This is a genomic window from Agrobacterium pusense, assembly GCF_013285525.1.
In the GTDB taxonomy this organism is placed as follows: domain Bacteria; phylum Pseudomonadota; class Alphaproteobacteria; order Rhizobiales; family Rhizobiaceae; genus Agrobacterium; species Agrobacterium pusense.
Genome location: NZ_CP053856.1, coordinates 1,894,914 through 1,915,630, shown reverse-complemented (window position 1 = coordinate 1,915,630; position 20,717 = coordinate 1,894,914). Strand labels below are relative to the sequence as shown.

Annotated in this window: 21 protein-coding genes; 16 read left to right on the top strand and 5 right to left on the bottom strand. The window is 60.4% G+C overall.

Annotated features, from left to right (window positions below):
• Positions 1-10: 10 nt before the first annotated feature.
• The 4 genes from HQN82_RS09380 (at position 11) to HQN82_RS09365 (ending at position 3,305) form a co-directional block, all read left to right on the top strand.
• A complete protein-coding gene (locus HQN82_RS09380; protein WP_006699592.1) occupies positions 11-907 on the top strand; it encodes a DMT family transporter in 897 nt (298 codons plus the stop codon).
• A 78-nt stretch (positions 908-985) separates the two neighbouring features.
• Positions 986-1,603: a L,D-transpeptidase gene (locus HQN82_RS09375; protein ID WP_004443131.1), complete on the top strand. Its 618-nt coding sequence runs from the start codon at positions 986-988 to the stop codon at positions 1,601-1,603.
• Between the two features lie 239 nt (positions 1,604-1,842).
• Positions 1,843-2,232: a DoxX family protein gene (locus HQN82_RS09370; protein WP_173614795.1), complete on the top strand. Its 390-nt coding sequence runs from the start codon at positions 1,843-1,845 to the stop codon at positions 2,230-2,232.
• A 164-nt stretch (positions 2,233-2,396) separates the two neighbouring features.
• On the top strand, positions 2,397-3,305 hold the full coding sequence (locus tag HQN82_RS09365; protein ID WP_112556943.1) for a DMT family transporter: 909 nt from the start codon (positions 2,397-2,399) through the stop codon (positions 3,303-3,305).
• Positions 3,306-3,539: 234 nt separating this feature from the next.
• Here the strand turns inward: HQN82_RS09365 and HQN82_RS09360 are convergent, their stop codons facing one another.
• Entirely contained in the window at positions 3,540-5,012 is a 1,473-nt protein-coding gene (locus HQN82_RS09360) for a DEAD/DEAH box helicase (protein WP_004443127.1), read from the bottom strand.
• A 501-nt stretch (positions 5,013-5,513) separates the two neighbouring features.
• Here HQN82_RS09360 and HQN82_RS09355 point away from each other — a divergent pair.
• Positions 5,514-9,188 (top strand): response regulator, encoded by a 3,675-nt coding sequence (locus HQN82_RS09355; RefSeq protein WP_162699408.1) that lies wholly within the window; start codon positions 5,514-5,516, stop codon positions 9,186-9,188.
• A gap of 11 nt (positions 9,189-9,199) precedes the next feature.
• Here the strand turns inward: HQN82_RS09355 and mnmC2 are convergent, their stop codons facing one another.
• On the bottom strand, positions 9,200-9,955 hold the full coding sequence (gene mnmC2 / locus HQN82_RS09350; protein WP_112766639.1) for a tRNA (5-methylaminomethyl-2-thiouridine)(34)-methyltransferase MnmC2: 756 nt from the start codon (positions 9,953-9,955) through the stop codon (positions 9,200-9,202).
• Here mnmC2 and HQN82_RS09345 point away from each other — a divergent pair.
• The 9 genes from HQN82_RS09345 (at position 9,954) to HQN82_RS09305 (ending at position 15,898) form a co-directional block, all read left to right on the top strand.
• Complete coding sequence (locus HQN82_RS09345) at positions 9,954-11,168, top strand: NAD(P)/FAD-dependent oxidoreductase (RefSeq protein ID WP_173614794.1); 1,215 nt, start codon at positions 9,954-9,956, stop codon at positions 11,166-11,168. The two genes, mnmC2 and HQN82_RS09345, sit on opposite strands and share 2 nt — an antisense overlap.
• A 96-nt stretch (positions 11,169-11,264) precedes the next feature.
• A complete protein-coding gene (locus HQN82_RS09340) occupies positions 11,265-11,972 on the top strand; it encodes a DUF1045 domain-containing protein (RefSeq protein WP_004443119.1) in 708 nt (235 codons plus the stop codon).
• A gap of 200 nt (positions 11,973-12,172) precedes the next feature.
• Positions 12,173-13,096, top strand: coding sequence for an allantoinase PuuE (puuE, locus tag HQN82_RS09335; protein ID WP_072494737.1), 924 nt, complete (start codon positions 12,173-12,175; stop codon positions 13,094-13,096).
• Positions 13,096-13,593, top strand: a complete 498-nt coding sequence (gene uraD / locus HQN82_RS09330) for a 2-oxo-4-hydroxy-4-carboxy-5-ureidoimidazoline decarboxylase (protein WP_112766638.1) — start codon at positions 13,096-13,098, stop codon at positions 13,591-13,593. Before puuE ends, uraD begins: the two co-directional genes overlap by 1 nt.
• Before the next feature lie 49 nt (positions 13,594-13,642).
• Positions 13,643-13,933 carry a nucleotidyltransferase family protein gene (locus HQN82_RS09325; RefSeq protein ID WP_004443113.1) on the top strand — a complete coding sequence of 97 codons (291 nt, stop codon included), beginning with the start codon at positions 13,643-13,645 and terminating at the stop codon, positions 13,931-13,933.
• Positions 13,930-14,292, top strand: a complete 363-nt coding sequence (locus tag HQN82_RS09320) for a HepT-like ribonuclease domain-containing protein (RefSeq protein ID WP_004443112.1) — start codon at positions 13,930-13,932, stop codon at positions 14,290-14,292. Before HQN82_RS09325 ends, HQN82_RS09320 begins: the two co-directional genes overlap by 4 nt.
• A 3-nt stretch (positions 14,293-14,295) precedes the next feature.
• Complete coding sequence (locus tag HQN82_RS09315) at positions 14,296-14,796, top strand: ureidoglycolate lyase (RefSeq protein ID WP_004443111.1); 501 nt, start codon at positions 14,296-14,298, stop codon at positions 14,794-14,796.
• Complete coding sequence (gene uraH, locus HQN82_RS09310) at positions 14,793-15,149, top strand: hydroxyisourate hydrolase (RefSeq protein ID WP_037089711.1); 357 nt, start codon at positions 14,793-14,795, stop codon at positions 15,147-15,149. Before HQN82_RS09315 ends, uraH begins: the two co-directional genes overlap by 4 nt.
• A gap of 5 nt (positions 15,150-15,154) precedes the next feature.
• Positions 15,155-15,898: a metallophosphoesterase family protein gene (locus tag HQN82_RS09305; RefSeq protein ID WP_006699602.1), complete on the top strand. Its 744-nt coding sequence runs from the start codon at positions 15,155-15,157 to the stop codon at positions 15,896-15,898.
• Between the two features lie 3 nt (positions 15,899-15,901).
• Here HQN82_RS09305 and HQN82_RS09300 read toward each other — a convergent pair whose 3' ends face one another.
• Complete coding sequence (locus tag HQN82_RS09300) at positions 15,902-17,173, bottom strand: D-alanyl-D-alanine carboxypeptidase (protein ID WP_173615010.1); 1,272 nt, start codon at positions 17,171-17,173, stop codon at positions 15,902-15,904.
• 189 nt (positions 17,174-17,362) lie between these two features.
• Here HQN82_RS09300 and HQN82_RS09295 point away from each other — a divergent pair, with 189 nt between their 5' ends.
• Together HQN82_RS09295 and HQN82_RS09290 are read left to right on the top strand one after the other, a co-directional pair.
• A complete protein-coding gene (locus HQN82_RS09295) occupies positions 17,363-17,941 on the top strand; it encodes a TetR/AcrR family transcriptional regulator (RefSeq protein WP_173614793.1) in 579 nt (192 codons plus the stop codon).
• A 2-nt stretch (positions 17,942-17,943) separates the two neighbouring features.
• Complete coding sequence (locus HQN82_RS09290; protein WP_004443106.1) at positions 17,944-18,288, top strand: DMT family transporter; 345 nt, start codon at positions 17,944-17,946, stop codon at positions 18,286-18,288.
• 204 nt (positions 18,289-18,492) lie between these two features.
• On the opposite strand, the gene HQN82_RS09285 is transcribed toward HQN82_RS09290, so the two are convergent.
• Positions 18,493-19,626 carry an alpha-hydroxy acid oxidase gene (locus HQN82_RS09285; RefSeq protein WP_004443103.1) on the bottom strand — a complete coding sequence of 378 codons (1,134 nt, stop codon included), beginning with the start codon at positions 19,624-19,626 and terminating at the stop codon, positions 18,493-18,495.
• Between the two features lie 80 nt (positions 19,627-19,706).
• Positions 19,707-20,426 (bottom strand): sulfite exporter TauE/SafE family protein, encoded by a 720-nt coding sequence (locus HQN82_RS09280; RefSeq protein ID WP_173615009.1) that lies wholly within the window; start codon positions 20,424-20,426, stop codon positions 19,707-19,709.
• Positions 20,427-20,717: the final 291 nt, after the last annotated feature.

Genomic DNA, 20,717 nt, shown 5'->3' with positions numbered 1-20,717 from the left:
GGATGCGCCCATGTCGCTCGACCGTTTGGCTCCGGCCATCTTCGTCTTTCTCTGGTCGACGGGCTGGGTCACTGCCAAATATGCGGTCTATTATACCGGGCCGCTGACCTTCCTCTGTCTGCGCTATCTTCTGGCGGGCGTTTTGCTGTGGGCGATCTGCCGCTTTTCGTCCATCCAGTGGCCCGAAAGTCGTGTCGATATCTTCCGGGCGATCCTGTCAGGCGTCTTCCTGCACGGTCTTTATCTCGGCATGATCTGGTGGGCGATAGGGCAGGGCGTGCCTGCGGCGATCGGCGGCATTATCGCCGGCCTGCAGCCGCTGATGACGGCGGTGGCCGCCCGTTTCATGATCGGCGAAAGGATCTCGCCGCTGCAGCGCGCCGGCCTGCTCATCGGCTTTGCCGGCATCGCCATCGCGGTGCTGCCGAAGGTCATGGCCGCGGGTGCTGGCGGGCTGTCGGTGCCGCTTTACGCCGTGGCGGTGAATGTGCTGGGCATGACCTCGGTCACCTATGGCACGCTCTACCAGAAGAAGTACGTGCATGGCGGCAACATCATGGCGGTGGCAACGCTGCAATATGTCGGCGCGCTGCTGGTAACGGTTCCCTTCGCGCTTCTGCTGGAAGATGGGCATGTGGACTGGAGCCTCGGCCTTGCCGCGACGCTCGCCTGGTCTGTCGGCGCGATTTCCATCGGGGCCGTGGCGCTGCTTCTTTATCTGATCCGGCGCGGCCAGGTTTCGCGCGCCGCTTCGCTGATCTATCTCGTGCCGCCGCTTGCCGCGGTGGAAGCCGCCCTGCTTTTCGGCGAGACGCTGACGCCTGCGATGATTGCGGGTACGGTTCTGGCGGTGACAGGCGTTTATCTCGCCAATCGCAAACCTGCCGCATCGGTTGCGGCTGGTTAATTACTGCAACCTCATATTAGGGGTTTGTTAACCATAAAATTATACCTCTCGTTAATCACATGATTTGGCGGGGGTTACATGTCTATTTCACGTCGTGGTGTTCTGTTTGGATTGCCGCTGTTTCTGGCTGGCTGCGCAAACACCGGCATCGGCCAGCACAGGCTGGATTACGCGGCGAAGCCGGAGGAAAAATTCCCGCTTCCCGCCATGCATCTCGATAAGGTGAAGCCCGAACTGCGCCGGCAGGAGGTGGCCTATGATACGCGCCATCCGGCTGGAACGGTGGTTGTGGATACGCCGGCGCGGCGGCTTTATTATGTTCTCGGCGACGGTCGCGCAATGCGCTACGGCGTCGGTGTAGGCCGCCAGGGTCTTGCCCTGAAGGGTGACGCCTATATCGGTCGCAAGGCGGAATGGCCATCCTGGACACCAACCGCGAACATGATGCGCCGCGATCCGCGCAATCTGAAATTCGCAGCCGGCATGCCCGGCGGCCCGAACAATCCGCTTGGCGCCCGCGCGCTCTATCTTTATCGCGGCGGCAACGACACCATGTTCCGCCTGCATGGCACCAACCAGCCGCAGTCCATCGGCCACGCCATGTCGAGCGGCTGCATCCGCATGCTGAACCACGACATCATCGACCTCTATAGCCGCGTGCCTGTCGGTTCGAAGGTGGTGGTGCTGCAGGCGTGAGGCGGGACGGTTTTTCCGCCTGTTGCGATCGAAAAAATGTCTGAAGCCCTGAGTTGATTTTTCTGTAAGAAAGTCAATTTTCTATGGTGAAATCAACTATTTGTAGAAAATGGCGTTTTGAGTATTTTAGGTAGTTCTGCAATATCGGAAACGTGATTTCCGCTATTTCGGAGGTGTATCCATAAACGTGCCATCGCGCTCTTATCGGCGCTTCACCACTTCAACGGGGACACATCAACATGGCAATTTTCGATTCTCTCTCCCGCTATCGCCCACAGGCACTCGGGGCGCTGCGCATCATGACGGCGCTGCTTTTCACTTCGCATGGAACGCAGAAGCTGTTCGGTTTTCCGGCATCGCAGATGGAAGGCTCCCTGCCGACGATGCTGCTGGTGGCGGCGATTCTGGAATTCGTCGGCGGCATTCTCGTGCTGATCGGCCTTTTCACGCGTCCGGTCGCATTCATCCTGTCCGGCCAGATGGCGGTTGCCTATTTCATCGCGCATGGGCCGAAGAGCTTCTTCCCGGCACTCAACGGGGGTGATGCCGCCATCCTGTTCTGCTTCATCTTCCTCTATCTGTTCGTGGCCGGTCCGGGCGCTTTCTCGGTGGATGAGCGCCGGGCCTGATCTGCCTGACCGGACATCGATTTGTTTTGCCGAAACCCCGCGTGGCCAACGCCGCGCGGGGGCTTCTTTTTAGAGCAGGGTCGATACTTCGGCCGCGGCCGAAGCATAGGCGCCTGTTTTCCGGTTAAGAACGGGTCACCCTCAATGCAGTTGGAAATCGATCCGTGACCTCTGAGAACCCCATCGCCCGCGAATTGCTGCTTCTGGCCCTGTTGTCCACGCTGTGGGCCGCATCCTACACTTTCATCAAGATCGGGGTGGAGACCATTCCGCCCCTTACCTTCATCGCATCGCGCACGATGATCGCCGGTCTGCTGCTCTTCGCGGTGATCCGGCTGCGCGGGTTGCGTTTGCCCACGGATTTAGCGACATGGCGGCTGTTCTTCATTCAGGCCTGTATCAACAGCGTTCTCCCCTTCACGCTGATCGCCTGGGCCGAACAGAGCATCGATGCCGGCCTCGCCGTCATTCTCAATGCCACGACGCCGATCTTTACCTTTCTTCTCACGGCGCTCGTGATCCGGCATGAGGCAGTCAGCGGGCGCAAGCTGTTCGGCACGATTGCCGGCATGACGGGCGTTTGCCTCATTATCGGCATGGAGGCACTTGATGGGGCGGGCGAGGCGATATGGAGCCAGCTCGCCGTGCTGACAGCGGCATTTTCTTATGCCTGCGCGGCCATTTTCAGTAAAAATTTCAAAGGGCTCGATCCGATCATGCCGGCCGCCGGCTCGCTTATCTGCGGTGCTGTCCTGCTGCTGCCCGTGAGCCTGATTGTCGACCGACCCTGGACCTTGTCGCCTTCGGCGGCATCACTGGCAGCGCTGTTGTGCCTCAGTGTGTTTTCGACCGCGCTCGCCTTCATGATCTATTTCCGGCTGATGCAGACACTCGGTTCGGTCGGTACCACCTCGCAGGCCTATCTCAGGGTGCCGGTCGGGGTCGCCATCGGCATGGCGTTTCTGGGGGAAATGCCGACGCCCGCCATGTGGGGTGGGCTCGTCTGCGTCATTGCGGGCGTGCTGGCGATGACCCTGCCGTCACGGCGTCGTCCGGTCGCGCAGGGTAGCTGAAGGCGAAGAAAAGCCCCGCTACCGGGTGTGGCTGCGGGGCTTGATTATTGGCGAGCGCGTGCCGCTTGTTTCTTCTCCCCGCCGGGGAGAAGGTCGCGGCAGCGGGATGAGGGGGCAAGGGTGATGAGATACGGCAACTTTACCCCCTCATCCGACCCTTCGGGCCACCTTCTTCCCGGCGGGGAGAAGAAACGCCCGGCAATGCTGCGGCGTCCCCAATCCATTCAGAGCGCCTTAACGGTTGCGGCCGCGATGGCCGTTACCGGAAGCGCGTTTTTCCTGGCCGTTGCCGCCGGCAGGGGCGTGGCGGTTGGCGCCGCTGCCGCCGGGCTTGCGGGCCGGACGACGATGCTTGCGCGGGCCAGCCGGGCGGCCTGCGTCGCCTTCGGCCTGCTTCACGCGCTTGAAGTCTGAGGTGACTTCAAGATCATTGTCCGCATCGCGCGGCGCGTGGTGGCGAGACGGGCGGGATTCGCCGTTGTGGCGTCCGCCTTCGCGCGGGCCGCGCTGCTGGCCGCCATTGTTATTGCGTCCGCCGCGGTTGTTGTTGGGGCGCGTCGGGCTGGCAAGACCGGCCGGGCGTTCACCAGAGGCAACCGGAATATCGATCTTCATCAGCTTTTCGATGTCGTGCAACAGGCGGGTTTCGTCCGGTGCGCAGAAAGCAATGGCGATGCCGTCGCGGCCGGCACGGGCGGTACGGCCGATGCGGTGGACATAAGCGTCCGGTACTTCCGGCAGGTCATAGTTGAAGACGTGCGTCACGGCCGGGATATCGATGCCGCGGGCCGCGACGTCGGTTGCGACCAGAACCTTGATCTCGCCGTCCTTGAAGCCCTTCAGGGCGCGCTCGCGCTGGCCCTGGCTCTTGTTGCCGTGGATGGAGGCGACCTTGAAGCCGATATGTTCGAGATGCTTGTAGAGCTTCTCCGCACCGTGCTTTGTGCGCAGGAACACGATGGCGCGGCCATCCGGGTTCTCGTTGAGCGACTTCTTCAGAAGCTCGGTCTTGTCGTTCTTGCCGGCAACAAAGTGGACATATTGCTCCACCTTGTCGGCTGCCTTGCCGGGCGGGGTCACTTCGACCTTCAGCGGATCGGTCAGGTAGCTGTGGGCAAGATCGGCGATCGCCTTCGGCATGGTGGCGGAGAAGAGCAGCGTCTGGCGCTTGGCGGGCACCATCTTCGAGATCTTGCGCAGATCGTGGATGAAGCCGAGGTCGAGCATCTGGTCCGCTTCGTCCAGCACCAGATAGGTGACCTTGGAGAGCGAGATGGCGTTGCGGGCGATGAGGTCAAGCAGGCGGCCGGGGGTTGCCACCAGAATGTCCGTGCCCTTTTCGAGCTGGAGCTGCTGCTTGTTGATCGATGCGCCGCCAACCACCTGGTTGATGCGCAGCGGCGTCTTCTTCACGAAAGCGCGCAGGTTTTCGCCGATCTGGTTCACCAGCTCGCGGGTCGGGGCAAGGATGAGCGTGCGGCAGGTGCGGTTTGCCGGGCGGTCCGCCTGCTTCATCAGCATTTCGATGATCGGCAGGCCGAAAGCGGCGGTCTTGCCGGTTCCGGTCTGTGCGAGGCCGATCAGGTCGCGGCCTTCGAGCAGCAGCGGAATGGCTTTTGCCTGAATGGGGGTCGGGGTCGTGTAGCCAAGCTGGGTAACGCTGGCAACAATCTTTTCGGAGAGGCCGAGTTCGCTAAAACTGGTCAATATAATGCCTTTCGGGGCGCCAAAAACCAATCGTCCGGAACAGGGCTGCTGTCCGGCGGTTTCGGCGTCAAGAACCCCGCGTGAATTGGGAACTTGTGGGTTGGAATAACTTTCTGCGCATCAGTGCGGCACATGCCGTCTTCTGTATTCTCTGCGCTTTTCCTTCATGCGGGCCAAGTCTCTCTCGGACCAAGTCTTCTCAACATACGCTGCAGCTCACGCGGCTGCCGAAGGTGAAAGCTTGAACGGCATGTGGGCGTTTTACTCGCCAAAGTCAAGCGATAGTTTCATGACATGGCTGCCGGACGGCGCATGGCAGCCATGCGGAACGCCGCCGCCAGCTGGCCGAAGAGCTGGATCGCAGCGAATAATTATGGTTAAAAAAGTGTATTGCCGGGCAGGGCGCATAGCAAAAACAGATTTTCTCACATAACGTTTTTGCGAAGTCATCTAGAAATATTTGATTCGACAAAAGTGAAACTGCACGCTGTGGAGTATCGATTGACCGAGGGCAGCGGGTTGCTGGAAAAGGCTTGCAGGGCTGTTGCCGCCCTGAACCTGCCCGCGTGCATCAAGGACAGCGAGCTGCGCTATCTCGTGGTCAACGCCGCCTACGCACGGTTGATGGGGCGTCCCCTCAGGGCGTTCGAAGGCCACACCAGCCTTTCCCTCTCGGCTGATATCCGTGATGCGGAGCGGGAGGACAGGGAGCGCCGTTCACTCGTTTTTGCGACGGACGAGATGATCGCCTGCCATGCCTCGGTTTCCTCCCTGCCATACACGCTTCGCTGCGAGCGCTTCACCGATGATGACGGCAGCCTGTTCCTGTTCGAAACGGTGGAAGACATGCCGTTGGGCGTTCTGACGGGGACGGCGGATATCGGCGGGGCGTCGGACCTGCTGTTCAGCAGCGGCCTCATGGATTTCATCGATGCCGGCATCGTCGTCTACGATCCGGAAAACCGGCTGGTTTATTGCAATGCCCGTTTCGCGGAGTTCTATAGCGGTTTTGGCGTCGAGCTGAAGCCGGGCATCCGGCTCGAGGCGCTGATGGAGGCGCTCTATTTTTCGAGCGGATATCGTCGCGTCAAAGAAGACGACCCTGCGTTCGAAGGCTGGATGCGGGAGCAGTTGCGCGATTTTTCACTGCCCTATCTCGAAAGGGTGGAGCAGTTCGCCGATGGCCGCTGGGTGCGCATGGTCAACAAGCGGCTGGAAAACGGCATGCTGGTTGGCCTGCGCATCGATGTGACCGAGTTCAAGGCGCACGAGACCCTTCTCAGCGCCCAGATCCGCGAGACCTGGTTGCTGCGCGCTGCCCTCGAACAATTGCCTGTGGGGGTTTTCCTGAGGGATCAGGACAGGCGGCTGACCTATGCCAATGCCGCCTATGACGCATTTCTCGGCGGCAATCTCGCCGACTATATCGGCAAGACCGAAGCCGAAATGTTCCCGCAGAATGGCTCCCAGTTCCAACAGGAAAACGAACGGATCTTGCAGACCGGGGAGGCGCTCGAACGCACGGGAAACATGCCTCAGCGCAACGGACGAGCCATTCCCGTCATCACGCGGCTCGGCCGCGTTGCGACACCGGATGACGAATATTACCTCGTGGGCTCCGTCACCGATGTCAGCCTCCTGCAGGAGCGGGAAAAGGCGCTGATCGCCACACAGGCCGAAGCCGAGGCGCTGCATCGCCAACTCGAGGCGGTGCTTCACGCGCTGCCCGTGGGGGTGCTGCTTCTCAGCGCCGATCTCGTCATCGAATATGTCAATCCGTTCTTCTACCAGGTCTGGGGCGAAATCGGCGGCGAGAAATCACTTGTGGGCAAAGACTATCGCGAATTCATGAGGATGAATTTCGATAGCGGCCTTTATGATTATGGCGATCGGCCTTTCGAAGAGGTCTATAGCGAGCGGGCGCAGCGGCTCCTGAAGGATGGGGCCTTTGCCCCTCGCGAGGTGCGCAGCAAAAGCGGCAAGGTGACCGTCATCTCCAAAACGCGCCTCGAAGGCGGGAAAATCCTCAGCACCTATGCCGATGTGACGGATGTGCGAATGCGCGACGCCGAAATCAGCAAGGCGAAGGCCGAGCTGGAGCGCGTCGGCGAATATATGCAGGGCGCGACGCGCGCCATGGCGCAGGGCCTGGTGCTGGTGGAGCAGGGCACGATCATCATGTCCAACGAGGCGATGGCGCGGATGTTCGACGTGCCGCCCGAGCTGCTGGAAAAGGATCGCGACTGGTCCGGCTTCTTCGCCCATTGTGCCGCGCGCGGAGATTTCGGCACGGCCGAGGAAGCGGCCGCGATGCTCAATGCCTGGAAAGACAACATTGCCGCCAACCGACCGTTCTCCTGGCTAATCCATGTCGCCGGCAAGAGCTGGCTCAACCTGGAAGCCACCAACAGTTCCGGCAATTACTGGCTCGTGATCGTCACCGACGTGACCGAGATGAAGATGCGCGAAGGCGAATTGCAACGTCTGCTTTCGCGGGCGGAAGCGGCGGACCGCGCCAAATCGGAATTTCTGGCCAATATGAGCCATGAAATCCGCACGCCGATGAACGGCGTGCTTGGCATGGCGGAGCTTCTGGCCAAATCCAACCTCGATACGCGCCAGAAGACTTTCACCGACATCATCGTCAAGTCAGGCAATGCGCTTCTGACGATCATCAACGACATCCTCGATTTCTCCAAGATCGAAGCCGGGCAGATGAAACTGCGCAGCGTATCTTTCGATCCGGCGGAAGCCGTTGAGGATGTGGTTTCGCTCCTGTCCTCGGCGGCGCTGGAGAAGAACATAGAGCTGGTGGTGCGGATCGACCCGTCGGTTTTCGGCAAGGTCATCGGTGACGCCGGACGCTTCCGCCAGATTGTTACAAACCTCGTCGGGAATGCCGTCAAGTTCACCGAAACCGGCCATGTGCTGGTGGAACTTTCTGCGCAGTCAGCGGAAGCTTCGGAGGCTATCCTGTCGCTGCGTGTCGAAGACAGCGGGATCGGTATTCCCTCCGACAAGCTGGAGACGATCTTCGACAAGTTCAGCCAGGTCGATAGTTCCGCCACGCGCCGTCACGAAGGAACCGGGCTCGGCCTGGCGATCACCGTCGGCCTTGTCGGACTGTTCAATGGCAAGATCGATGTCGTCAGCGAAGTGGGCAAGGGGTCGAGTTTCGAGGTCAACATCCCGTTTCAGATGACCGAAAGGCGGAGGGATGTCCCACCTCTTTCGGTGGCGATCGAAAATATCCGGGTGCTCGTCATCGATGACAACGATGTCAACCGGCGCATCCTGACGGAGCAGCTGCAAAGCTGGGGCATAGACGGCCATGCCGTCGAGGGTGGGCCCACGGGCATCGCCGTGCTGCAGGAAGCCGCAGCGGTGGGTCTTTCGATCGACGCCATCATTCTCGATTATCACATGCCTGTCATGAACGGCCTGGACGTGGTGGAGCGGATCAGGGCGGATCGCCGTTTCGATGACATCGCCATCATTTTCCTCACGTCCATGGATGTCGTGGGTGACGAGACGCTCTTTACCGATCTCAACGTGCAGGCCCATCTGATGAAGCCCGCGCGGGCGCGGCTGTTGCGTTCCACCCTGTTCGACGTGGTGCGCGACGTGCGGCTGAAACGCGCGCGGCCGGAAGCTTTCGCAGGTGCCTCGGACGGCGGTTCGTCCCGGCCGGAAGGTCCTGCTTCAGAAAAGAAGCGGCGGGCAGAGGTGCCGACAGTTTCCGTCCGGCTGCGGCCCAGCCTGATCGATGTGCTGGTGGCCGAGGACAATGACGTCAACCAGATTGTTTTCACGCAGATTTTGCAGCAGACGGGTCTGCGGTTCCTGATCGTCGGCAATGGGAAAAAGGCCGTTCAGGCGTGGGAGGAATATAATCCCGCGATCATCCTCATGGATGTCTCCATGCCTGTCATGAACGGGCATCAGGCAACGCAGGCGATCCGGACGGCCGAACTTGCGGCCGCCGAAGGCCGGCATGTGCCGATCATTGGCGTGACGGCCCATACGCAGGATGCTGACCGCGATCTATGCCTGCAGGCAGGCATGGACGATTATCTGTCGAAGCCCATCAGCCCCGAAATTCTCGAAGACAAGATCGCCCAGTGGCTGGGTGAAGATATTCCGCGCCTGGTATCTGATGACGCAACCGGTCGCTGATGTCGTTTTGGTCAAACCGGGGGCCTGGTGCCGCAGAGCATTTCCCGTTTTCCTGCGAAACCCTTGCGTCGTTCCACATCAAAACCGGCGGCGATGAGATTGCGGCGGACGAAGCCTGCGGCGGCATAGGTGGCGAAGGTGCCTGCCGGCGCCGTCCTGGCGAACAGTGCGTGCATGATCTCGAGCGACCACATGTCCGGGTTGCGCGCAGGTGCGAAACCATCCAGGAACCAGGCATCGAAGGTTTCGTGACTGTTGGAAATACCGGTGAGCGCCTCGCCGCAGACCACCGTCAGGCGTGTTTCACCATCGAGTTCAATCTCTACCTTCCCCTTCGGTTCGGCGGGCCAGAGGGCGGTGAGCGCCCTGCGTTCGGCGTCCACCTCCGGCCAGCGGGAAAGTGCCCGGCCGATCTCGTCCGCCTTCATCGGGTAGAGTTCGAAGGAGATGAAATGCAACGTGGAGCGGCCGTTGCGGACCTCTTTCCATTGGCGCCATGTCTCGCACAGATTGAGCGCGGTGCCGAAGCCCAGTTCCCCGATGCGGAAGACGCCTTCGCGTTCCCGCCAGCGTTGCGGCAGGCCGTTTCCTGACAGGAAGACGTGGCCACATTCCAGTCTGCCATCCGTCTGGCAATAAAAATGGTCGTCAAAAGCCAGCGAATAGGGCATATCCCCGTCACGCCAGTCGAGTGCAGTGTGGGTTTCGCCGGTTGCCGAACCGGCCTGTGCGTCAGTCTCTCTGATAGTGTCGTTGGAATCTTTCATGGCTAAAGCCGATAATCCCGCTTTCGAACAGGGTCAATCACCAAGAACGCCTTTGCCTGCTTCCGTCCCTCTCCTCATCGTCGGGGGTGGTATCATGGGTCTATGGGCTGCGGTTAAGGCGGAACGGCTCGGCATCGATACGTTGCTGGTGGAGGCGGATCATCCCGGTGGCGGCGCGAGTGGCGGGCTGCTCGGCGCGCTGATGTCTCATATGCCGGACCGCTGGTCGGACAAGAAGCAGTTCCAGTTCGCCGCCCTCGTGGCGCTGGAAAAAGAGATCGCCGGGCTGGAGGCGGAGACCGGGCTTTCCGCCGGTTATCGCCGCTCTGGCCGGATCATCCCATTGCCGAAGCCGCATCTGCGTCCCATCGCCGAGCGGCATGAAAGGGATGCGCAGGAGAACTGGGTCTCGGGTGAGCGCCGGTTCCATTGGCATGTCGGTGACAGCCCAGCGGTTGCGGGCTGGGTGGATGACGCGGCTGGCGCAGCGGGTTTCGTGTTCGATACGCTGGCGGCGCGGGTGGCTCCGCGTGCAATGATTGCGCTTCTTTCGGCATTTCTCGGCAAGGCGCGGCATGTGCGGTTGATCAAGGGTTGCCGCGTCCTTTCGCTTGACGCGGAGACAGGCCGGGCGGCGCTGTCTTCGGGTGACGAGGTCGTGTTCGGACACGCCGTGATCGCCAACGGACATCGATCCTTTCCGCTGATCCGGGACGCACTGGGTCTCGACACCGGGCTGGTGCTCGGGCAGCCGGTGAAGGGGCAGGCGGCGCTGCTCGACGCGGCGGTCGATCCGGCCATGCCCGTGGTGTTCCTGAACGGTCTTTACATCGTGCCGCATGAAGACGGAACGGTCGCCATCGGCAGTACCAGCGAAGATTGTTTTTCCGACCCCTTCGATACGGATGAGAAGCTGGAAAAACTGCTTGCGGATGCGGCTGCGATTGTCCCCTGCCTTGGCGGGGCGCCGGTTCTCGAACGCTGGGCCGGGCTGCGGCCGAAGGCTGCGGGCAGAGACCCCATGGTGGGAACGGTTGCCGGTCACCCGAAGCTTGTGGCATTGACGGGCGGCTTCAAGGTGAGCTTCGGTCTTGCCCATTCTCTTGCCGATGCCGCGCTACAGGCCGTCTGCGGAAAGGCACCGGACGTGCCGCGGAGTTTCCAGCTTCAAGAACACGTGAACATAGCCATGGCGGGCATCGGAAAGTTCTGACCAGACCGCTTACGTCGTTAATCTGTCACGCAAATCACTTATTTGCTGGCCTGCAACGAGGCAGGTTTGTCCGCTTTTGCGGCGAGGTGACAGCGCATGCGATACGCCATTCATTTCACGCCTTCCCCCAATGACCCCCTGACGCAGGTGGCCGCTGCGTGGCTGGGGCGCGATGCCTATTCCGGTCAGGCGGTTGAGCCGCCCGGTATGATCGATCTTGGCATGCAGGAGATTTCCTATCACACGGCCCTGCCGCGCCGGTATGGTTTCCATGGCACCATCAAGGCTCCTTTCCGCCTTGCCGAAGGTCAGTCCGAAGCGGCGCTCCTGCGCGACCTGATGTATTTTTCCGGCAGGCAGGAACCCTTTCCGTTGCCGCAACTTGTGGTGGCGAGGCATGACAATGTCTTCAGCCTCGTCCCCGAACGGCCCTGTGAAGTGCTGCATTTTTTCGCGGCCCGCGTCGTGCAGGAATTCGACCGTTACCGGGCGCCTCTGACAGAGGCGGAGATCGAGCGTGCGGATCCGGACCGGCTGTCGGCCTCGCAGCTCACCAATCTGCACCGCTGGGGCAGCCCGCATGTGATGGACGAGTTCCGGTTCCAGATGTCTTTGACCGGCGGTGTGGAACCCGCCAGCAGCCAGAGGATCGAGCGGGCAGTGCGCAAGGTGTTCGAGCCGCTGCTGTCGCGGTCCCTGCAATTTTCCAGCCTTGCGCTCTTCATCGAGGATGAGCCGGGAGCGCCTTTCCGGGTGCACTCGCTTCATCCCATGGGCCGCGTTTCCGCCCGGAAGATTGCCTGACTGGCGCACCATCATAATCGTATACAAAAAAGCTTCGGAATGTCGGCAAAATTGATCTCGACATTCCGTATGCGAATGCTACCGTTCGACATCGCATATTCGAAGCGCGCTGCGTCATCCGTCTGGATCAGGCATCTTCGAAGTTCTGTTTATGTCTCCGAAATCGGTTGCCGATTGGGAGAGATGGTCTGGGTGGCTGAATGATTTCCGAAAACTACTCCCGCAATCTGGTGGGCTATGGCCGCAATGTTCCCGATCCGAAATGGCCGGGCGGTGCGCGCATTGCCGTGCAATTCGTCATCAATTACGAAGAGGGCGGCGAAAGTTGCATTCTCGACAATGACAAGGCGTCGGAATCGCTGCTGTCGGAAATCGTCGGCGCCCAGCCCTGGCCTGGCCAGCGCAACCTGAACATGGAATCGATCTATGAATATGGCTCGCGCGCCGGCTTCTGGCGGCTGTGGCGCATGTTCACCGGGCTTGGCGTCACCACCACCGTTTACGGCGTGACCGCAGCCATGGCCCGCAACCCGGAAGCGGTTGCGGCGATGAAGGAAGCGGGTTGGGAAATCGCCAGCCACGGATACCGCTGGCTGGAATACAAGGATTTTTCCGAGGAGGAAGAGCGTAAGCACATCGTCGAAGCGGTCCGTCTGCACACGGAGGTCACCGGCGAACGTCCCTATGGCATGTATCAGGGCAAGCCCTCGGACAATACGCTGCGGCTTGTCATGGAAGAGGGTGGTTTTCTCTATTCGTCGGACTCCTATGCCGACGATCTGCCCTATTGGGTGAAGGGTGTGAAGGATGAGCCTTTCCTGATCATTCCCTACACGCTTGAGACCAACGACATGCGGTTTGCCACGCCGCAGGGCTTCAATTCCGGCGACCAGTTCTTCACCTATCTGAAGGACGCTTTCGACGTGCTTTATCAGGAAGGTGTCGAAGGTGCGCCGAAGATGATGAGTGTCGGCCTGCATTGTCGCCTTGTCGGCCGTCCCGGTCGCGCAGCGGCACTTCGCCGCTTCATCGAATATGTGCTTGGCCACGAAAAGGTGTGGATCCCGCAGCGCATCGAGATCGCCCGTCACTGGCATGAGCATCACAAGCCGGAGGCGCTTTGATGCTGACGCGTGAGGACTTCGTTACCCGTTTCGGCGGCGTGTTCGAACATTCGCCATTCATTGCCGAGCGGGCCTATGACGCTGGTGGGGCCGGCCTGGAACTGACGGCGAAGGCGGTTCATGCCGCGCTTAGCGCGCAGTTTCGCGCGGCTTCCGAGGCGGAAAGGCTTGGAGTGTTGCGGGCGCATCCCGATCTTGCCGGGAAGCTGGCAATTGCCGGCGAGTTGACGGCAGACAGCCGCAACGAACAGGCCGGTGCCGGGCTCGACAGGCTTACCCCGGAAGAGCACGCCCGTTTTACCGAATTGAACAGCACCTATACCGATAAATTCGGTTTTCCTTTCATCATCGCGGTCAAGGGGCTGAACAGGCACGATATACTCTCGGCCTTCGAGACACGCATAGGTAACGGCGCGGCCGAAGAATTCGCGACCGCCACGGCGCAGGTTGAAAAGATCGCCTGGCTTCGTCTTTACGCAATGCTGCCGGAGGGATGATTGGCGCGTTGCGGCCATTCTGCTAGAGTCGCGCCGTTTGGAGATGACGATGAGACCTTCCGAGGTGCTGGAAAAGAACAGGGAAGCGATCCGCGAAGCGACGAAACGCTTCAATGCGGCAAATCCCCGCGTGTTCGGCTCCGTCGCCCGCGGCGAGGACAGGCCGGACAGCGATCTCGACATTCTGGTGGACGCGCTGCCGGGTACGACGCTGTTTGATCTCGGCGGTCTGCTGGAAGAACTGAAGACGATGCTTGGTGTCGAGGTCGATGTCGTCACCTCGGGCGGCTTGCATTCGGATATTCGGGCGCGCGTTCTGAAGGAAGCCAAAGCGGTATGAGTACAGATCGGCTTCTGCTCTATCTGAAGGAGATGGATGTTGCTGCTGCCAGGATACGGGATTTCATTCAGGATATGGATGAGGCCGCTTTTTCTTCCGACACGCGTACGCAGATGGCGGTGATGATGGGTCTTGCCCTGATTGGCGAGGCGGTCGCCAAGCTCGACAGGCACTACCCAGCGTTTTTACAGCAGCACCCGGAAATCCCCTGGATCAAGATGAAGGGTATGCGCAATCTGATCGTGCATGATTACTTCCGGGCAGAGCTCTCGGTCGTCTGGAAAACGATAACGCAGAGTATTCCGGATTTGCAGGCGCGCCTCTCCCTTCTCCGAAACTGGCATGCCCAAGGTGAATGACATTTGACTGATTTTCTCAACATACAACCTCTTACCAAGGAGGCGTTTGCGTCCTTCGGCGACGTGATCGAAACAACACCTTCTTCCATGCGGTACATCAACGGCGGCCAGACGGAGCGGCATCATGCGCTCGCAGCGCCGGAGGCGGCAGGCGAGGGGGCACGTGTGATCCTCAATATCTTCCGCGGGCAGCCGCGCGCCTTTCCGCATGAAATCGAGATGATGGAGCGGCATCCGCTCGGCAGCCAGAGTTTTTCGCCGCTTTCCGGCCGGCCCTTCCTCGTGGTCGTTGCCGAAGACGATGGCGGCCGACCGGGGCGGCCTCGGGTGTTTCTGGCGCGGGGCGATCAGGGCGTGAATTACCGCCGCAATGTCTGGCACTATCCGCTGATGCCGTTGCAGGCGGTTTCGGATTTTCTGGTTGCCGACCGTGACGGGCCGGGCAACAATCTGGAAGAGTATTTTTTCGACAGGCCCTATGTAATCGCGGAGCCCAGCCTATGACCGGTCTGACAACCCATGTTCTCGACGCCGCGCACGGCACGCCTGCCGAGGGGCTGGTGATCGATCTCTACCGGCTCTCCGGTGATCGCCGTGACAAGCTGAAGACGGTGCAGACAAATGGCGACGGCCGTGTCGATGGCGGGCCGCTGCTCGTTGGCGACAGTTTCAGGGCCGGTGAGTATGAGCTGGTTTTCCATGCCGGCGATTATCTGCGAGGAAAGGGTGTCGTGCTTCCGAAGCCGGCCTTCCTCGATATTATCCCGATCCGTTTCGGCATTGCCGACGAGAGCGGTCATTACCATGTGCCCTTGCTGCTCTCGCCTTATAGCTATTCCACCTATCGAGGAAGCTGACACCGATGATCTTTGCCGCCATTGCCGATATTCACGGAAACTGCGCCGCGCTGGAGGCGGTGCTTGAGGATATCGCCAGGCTCGGTATCGAGGACATTGTCAATCTCGGCGATTGTTTCAGCGGTCCGCTGGAGGCCGGTTTTACCGGCGATGTGCTGGTCGGCAACTGGATTCCCAGCATCCGCGGCAATCACGACCGGGAACTGATCGAGCGTGCGCCGGAGGAGATGGGGAGCTGGGAAAGGCCCGCGCATGCGCAGCTGAGCACTGCGCACCGGGACTGGTTGCAAACTCTTCCGTTCAGCATGGTGTTCAAGGACGTCGCTTATTGTTGTCATGGTTCGCCCCGTGACGATCTGGAATATTGGCTGGAAACGCTGTCGCCTGAAGGTGTCCTTAAATTGCGCCCTCTGGCCGAAATCGAAGCCATGGCTGAGGGTATCACGCAGCCGCTGATGCTTTGCGGCCATACCCATATCCCACGCGCCGTGCAGCTTTCAGATGGCCGGCTGATCGTCAATCCGGGCAGCGTCGGCTGTCCTGGGTGGAGGGACGATACGCCTTTCGATCACCACGTTGAAGCCGGTCACCCGCTCGCCACCTATGCGGTTCTCGAAGAAACCGCACGCGGCTGGCAGGTCTATTTCCGCAATATCCGTTACGACAACCTGGCCATGTCCGAAATGGCTCGGGTCAACGGTATTCCTTATCTGGCCGATGCGTTGGAAAACGGCTGGCTGAAGCGCTAGGGATCACCCCTCGCTGGTCATCACCACACATGCATAAGAGCGTGCCTTCAGCGCCTTGCAGGCCGAGACTGCCGAGGACTGATCTTCGAAGCCGGTGAAGCGGGCTCTGTAGAGCGTCGCCGATCCGCTCTGCACGGCTTCGGTGTAGGGGGCGATGCCGGAATAGTTGCCGATATTGGAGCGCGCATTGGCGAGCAGCGAGCGGGCGGCGGCTTCGCTGTCGGTGGCGGCGATCTGCACTTCCCACCGGCTGCGCTGGCCGGCAGAGGCCGCGGCGGGAGCAGGCCGCGGGATGGCCGAGACCTGCATCATGTCCGCCACATCGGCGTTTGCGGTGGCAATCTGCATGGCAACCGGATCTGCCCGGCGCTCGGCGAACATCGGCAGCGGCACGGCAGCCGGCGGCACGGCGGCGGCAACATCGAAGGTGCGGCTGACATTGGCACTGGCGACGAGCTGTTCGGTGTTGCGGCCTCTCGATGCCTGCGGCACGGCCTTGTCGAGAAGTGCAGCCATCTGGGCATCGCGGCTGCGCGCGGTCTTGCCACCCAGCACGACGCCGACGACGCGGCGGCCATTGTGATTGACTGCACTGACGAGATTGAAGCCGGAGGCGTTGGTATAGCCGGTCTTGATGCCGTCCATCCCTTGATAACGATACATCAGATTGTTGTGGCCGCGGATGCGCTTTCCACGAAAATTGAAGGATTGCGTGGCGAAGAGGCTGTATTCTTTGGGAAAATCCCGTTGCAAGGCAAGACCGAGCTTCGCCATGTCGCGTGCCGTCGTCACCTGAGACTTGTTGGGCAGGCCGGACGCGTTGCGGAAGACCGTTTTGGTCATGCCGAGCTGGCGGGCCTTGCGGGTCATCATTTCGGCGAACCGTGCCTCGGAGCCGCCGAGGTGATCGCCCATACCTTCGGCCATGTCATTGGCGGATTTGACGATCATGCCGTAGATGGCTTCGCGCACGGTGAAGGTCTGGCCCTGACGCACATAGAGCTTCGAGGGAATGACCGATGCCCCATTTTTGGACATCGTTATCTTCTGGTCCCAGCGAAGTTTGCCGGCATGCAGCGCCTCAAAGGTCAGGTAAAGCGTCATCATCTTGGTGAGCGAGGCGGGGTGGTTCAGCACATCGGCATTGCGGGCGGCCAGAACCTTGCCGGTATTGGCGTCCATGATGAAATGGGCATAGCCCGCCTGCGCCGGCGACGCATGGAGCGAGAGGATCGCGCAAAAGAAGGCGAGTGCAAAAATCCAGGCACCCGCCATTCCCCGTTTGATCATTCCCGACATAGTTCACCCCTTTTGTTTGATCGCCGCGCTGGGCAAAGTTTTACTGACACTTTCCGGCAACAAAACCGCTAAAACTTTAGAGATCGCTTTCATGCTTAATTAAGTATGAATTTCAACCCGACAGCTGCCCTCACAATTTCCTTGAAAAGAAACCAACCATCCGGTATGTTTTGCGACATGACAAACGCTCATGAACGCAAGAAGCAGCCTGAGGTGGTGCGCCGCAATCTACTCGATTGCGCGGCGAAACTTGCTGCTGAACAAGGGGTTGCAGCACTTTCCGTGCAGGCGGTGGCGGATGCGGCGGGAGTGACCAAGGGCGGGCTGTTTCACCATTTTCCTTCCAAGCAGGTGCTGCTCGAAGCCGTTATGACTGACCTTCTGGCGGCGCTGGACAACGAGATCGATGCTCTCATCTCACAGGATCGTGAAGCTTCTGGAAGCTTTACGCGGGCCTATGTAAACGCGGTTTTCTCTGATCGGGGCAGGGATTCGGGTCGGCAATGGGCAGCGATCTCCGTTTCGATGGTCGGCGAACCGTCGCTTCGACGCATGTGGAACAGCTGGATCGAGGGTCGTCTTGTCCGTCATAAAGAAACGGATGACGGGGTGGTACTGGAGATGGTGCGGCTGGCTGCCGACGGCATCTGGTTTGCCGATCTGCTGGCCGACGACGGCAAAGCGGGTGGCGACAGGGCGGCTCTGAGGGCCCGGATGATCGCCCAGACGAAGAAGGATACGTGACGATGAATACCGCGGTCTTCACTTATGGCGCGCTTGTCGCAGCCATTGTCTGCGAGGTAATCGCCACCTCCTTCCTGCAGCAATCGCAGCAGTTCACCAGGCTGGTGCCGACCGTGCTGATGGCGTTGTTTTACGGTGCAGCCTTTTATCTTCTGTCGTTCACGCTGCGGGCGCTGCCGGTCGGCGTGGCCTACGCGATCTGGAGCGGGCTTGGCATCGTGCTGATTTCCGGCATCGGATATTTCGTGTTCCGCCAGACGCTGGATATTGCCGCCGTCATCGGCCTCGGCTTCATCATCACCGGCGTGGTGATCGTGAACGTGTTTTCGAAGACGGTCGGGCATTGAGGGGCTGGGTGGTGTAGCGCGAAGGCTATACCGACCGCCGTGATCCCGGGCTTGAGCCGGGATCCGGCGCGATCAAGTCTTTGATCGCGAGAGACTCTTTCGCGGCGCAGACGCGCCGCGGCTGGATGCCGGATCTAGTCCGGCATGACCGTAGAGAGGTCCGCGAGCTGTGGTTGCCATGCCGGAAGTTCTGCCCTTCTGACATCACGCCAGAATGCTGCGATCCACATCGGTAATCAGCCGCTTGCCGCAGAGCGCCATGCTGACATCCATTTCCTTGCGGATGATCTCGAGCGCTGTCGTCACGCCCTGCTTGCCATCCGCACCGAGGCCATAGAGAAAGGGCCGGCCGATATAGGTGCCCTTTGCGCCAAGCGCCACGGCCTTCAGCACATCCTGACCGGAGCGGATGCCGCCATCCATGTGCACCTCGACCCTGTCGCCCACAGCATCGACGATTTTCGGCAACATGGCGATGGAGGAGTGCGCGCCGTCGAGCTGGCGGCCGCCATGGTTGGAGACGATGATGGCATCGGCGCCGGTATCGAGCGAAGCGCGGGCGTCTTCCTCGTCAAGAATGCCCTTGAGGATAAGTTTGCCGCCCCAGCGTTCCTTGATCCATTCAACGTCTTTCCAGGACAAACGCGGATCGAACTGCTCGGCCGTCCAGGAAGAGAGCGACGAGAGGTCGGAGACGTTCTTGGCGTGGCCGACGATGTTACCGAAGCTGCGGCGCTTGGTCCGCGCCATGTCCAGGCACCATTTGGGCCGGGTCGCCATCTGCCAGATGTGTTTCGGGGTGAATTTCGGCGGGGCCGAGAGGCCGTTGCGCAGATCCTTGTGCCGCTGACCAAGGATCTGCAGGTCGAGCGTCAGCACCAGCGCCGAGCACCCGGCGGCCTTGGCGCGGTCAATGAGGTTGTTGACGAAGTCGCGGTCCTTCATCACATAAAGCTGGAACCAGAAGGGTTTTGAAGTGACGGAGGCGACATCCTCGATGGAGCAGATGCTCATGGTGGAGAGCGTGAAAGGCACGCCGAATTCCTCCGCCGCCTTGGCAGCCAGCATTTCGCCATCGGCATGCTGCATGCCCGTAAGGCCCGTAGGGGAAAGCGCTACCGGCATGGACACCTTCTCGCCGACCATTTCGGTGGCGAGCGATCGGTCGGTCATATCCACTAGCACGCGCTGGCGCAGCTTTATCTTCGCAAAATCATCCTCATTGGCGCGGTAGGTGCTTTCCGTCCATGCGCCGCTATCGGCATAGTCAAAAAACATTTTCGGCACACGGCGCTGCGCCTGGTTTTTCAGGTCAGCTATGGTCAGGATTTTGCCCATGGATAAAGCCTTCACATTTGAATGATGGCTTCACTTAACATGAATAGCAGGGTTGCGACATCGAAATCGTCATTGGTGTTTCACCAAAAAGCGCGCAGGGACAGTTCGCAGCCAAGTACGAGCAGGCAGATGAGGAACCAGCGCCGAAATGTCGCCGGGCTAACGATATGGCGGATTTTCTGGCCAAGCCACATGCCGAGAAGCGCTGGCACGACGGCGAGTGCGGAAAGCGACAGATGCTCGACATGAAAAGCATTCTGAGAAGCGAGACCGGCGGCAAGTGCAAGGGTGGAAATGGTGAAGGAAAGGCCGAGTGCCTGCACCAGATCGTCTCGGCTAAAACCCAGCGATTGGATATAGGGCACTGCGGGTACGACGAAAATTCCGGTGCCGCCGGTGAGAAGGCCCGTCACCAGCCCCATGATGGGGGAGAGTTTTGGTTCCAGCCTTGCCGGTATTGAGATCGGTTTGGCAAGCAGGCTGTAGGCTGCGTAAACCGCGAGGCACAGGCCGAGCGCTGAGGTGGTCCAGACGCCGGTGCCCGCCGTCATCAGCCGGATGCCGATGAGGGTGCCGAGGGTGATAGCGATCATCATCGGCCATAGCCGCTTCACGATGGCCCGGAAATCAGGCCCGGCCAGCAATTGCCAGATATTGGTGATGAAGGAGGGCAGGATGAGCAGGCCGGCGGCGATGACCGGGGGCATGAAGAGGCCGAGCACGCCCATCGCAACAGTCGGCAGCCCCATGCCGGTCACACCCTTGACGATGCCGGCAACGATAAATGTTGTGAGGATCATCAGCAGGGTGGTTGTGTCTAGGTTCGGCACCGGGCACTCCAGAGGTCATTCGCATTCGGCCGAAATGGCGTCAGGCAATCATGTGGAGCGAGCGAGTGCCGCTAGTTTCTTCTCCCCGCCGGGGAGAAGGTCGCGGCAGCGGGATGAGGGGGCAAGCTCTCCGAAATCCGGCAACGTTGCCCCCTCATCCGACCCTTAGGGCCACCTTCTCCCGCTGGGGAGAAGAAAGAGGCGGCACACGCTCGATCCAATATGTGACGGATGTAAACGAGTTAGCAGCTTTATGTTTCG

Bases quoted from the DNA above. Each gene is read 5' to 3' on its own strand.
- HQN82_RS09380 (WP_006699592.1), top strand. From the start codon at position 11: ATGTCGCTCGACCGTTTGGCTCCGGCCATCTTCGTCTTTCTCTGGTCG.
- HQN82_RS09325 (WP_004443113.1), top strand. From the start codon at position 13,643: ATGAGACCTTCCGAGGTGCTGGAAAAGAACAGGGAAGCGATCCGCGAA.
- HQN82_RS09320 (WP_004443112.1), top strand. From the start codon at position 13,930: ATGAGTACAGATCGGCTTCTGCTCTATCTGAAGGAGATGGATGTTGCT.
- HQN82_RS09370 (WP_173614795.1), top strand. From the start codon at position 1,843: ATGGCAATTTTCGATTCTCTCTCCCGCTATCGCCCACAGGCACTCGGG.
- HQN82_RS09345 (WP_173614794.1), top strand. From the start codon at position 9,954: ATGGCTAAAGCCGATAATCCCGCTTTCGAACAGGGTCAATCACCAAGA.
- HQN82_RS09280 (WP_173615009.1), bottom strand. From the start codon at position 20,426: ATGATCCTCACAACATTTATCGTTGCCGGCATCGTCAAGGGTGTGACC.
- HQN82_RS09295 (WP_173614793.1), top strand. From the start codon at position 17,363: ATGTTTTGCGACATGACAAACGCTCATGAACGCAAGAAGCAGCCTGAG.
- HQN82_RS09375 (WP_004443131.1), top strand. From the start codon at position 986: ATGTCTATTTCACGTCGTGGTGTTCTGTTTGGATTGCCGCTGTTTCTG.
- uraD (WP_112766638.1), top strand. From the start codon at position 13,096: ATGCTGACGCGTGAGGACTTCGTTACCCGTTTCGGCGGCGTGTTCGAA.
- HQN82_RS09285 (WP_004443103.1), bottom strand. From the start codon at position 19,626: ATGGGCAAAATCCTGACCATAGCTGACCTGAAAAACCAGGCGCAGCGC.
- HQN82_RS09300 (WP_173615010.1), bottom strand. From the start codon at position 17,173: ATGGCGGGTGCCTGGATTTTTGCACTCGCCTTCTTTTGCGCGATCCTC.
- HQN82_RS09340 (WP_004443119.1), top strand. From the start codon at position 11,265: ATGCGATACGCCATTCATTTCACGCCTTCCCCCAATGACCCCCTGACG.
- puuE (WP_072494737.1), top strand. From the start codon at position 12,173: ATGATTTCCGAAAACTACTCCCGCAATCTGGTGGGCTATGGCCGCAAT.
- HQN82_RS09290 (WP_004443106.1), top strand. From the start codon at position 17,944: ATGAATACCGCGGTCTTCACTTATGGCGCGCTTGTCGCAGCCATTGTC.
- HQN82_RS09305 (WP_006699602.1), top strand. From the start codon at position 15,155: ATGATCTTTGCCGCCATTGCCGATATTCACGGAAACTGCGCCGCGCTG.
- mnmC2 (WP_112766639.1), bottom strand. From the start codon at position 9,955: ATGAAAGATTCCAACGACACTATCAGAGAGACTGACGCACAGGCCGGT.
- uraH (WP_037089711.1), top strand. From the start codon at position 14,793: ATGACCGGTCTGACAACCCATGTTCTCGACGCCGCGCACGGCACGCCT.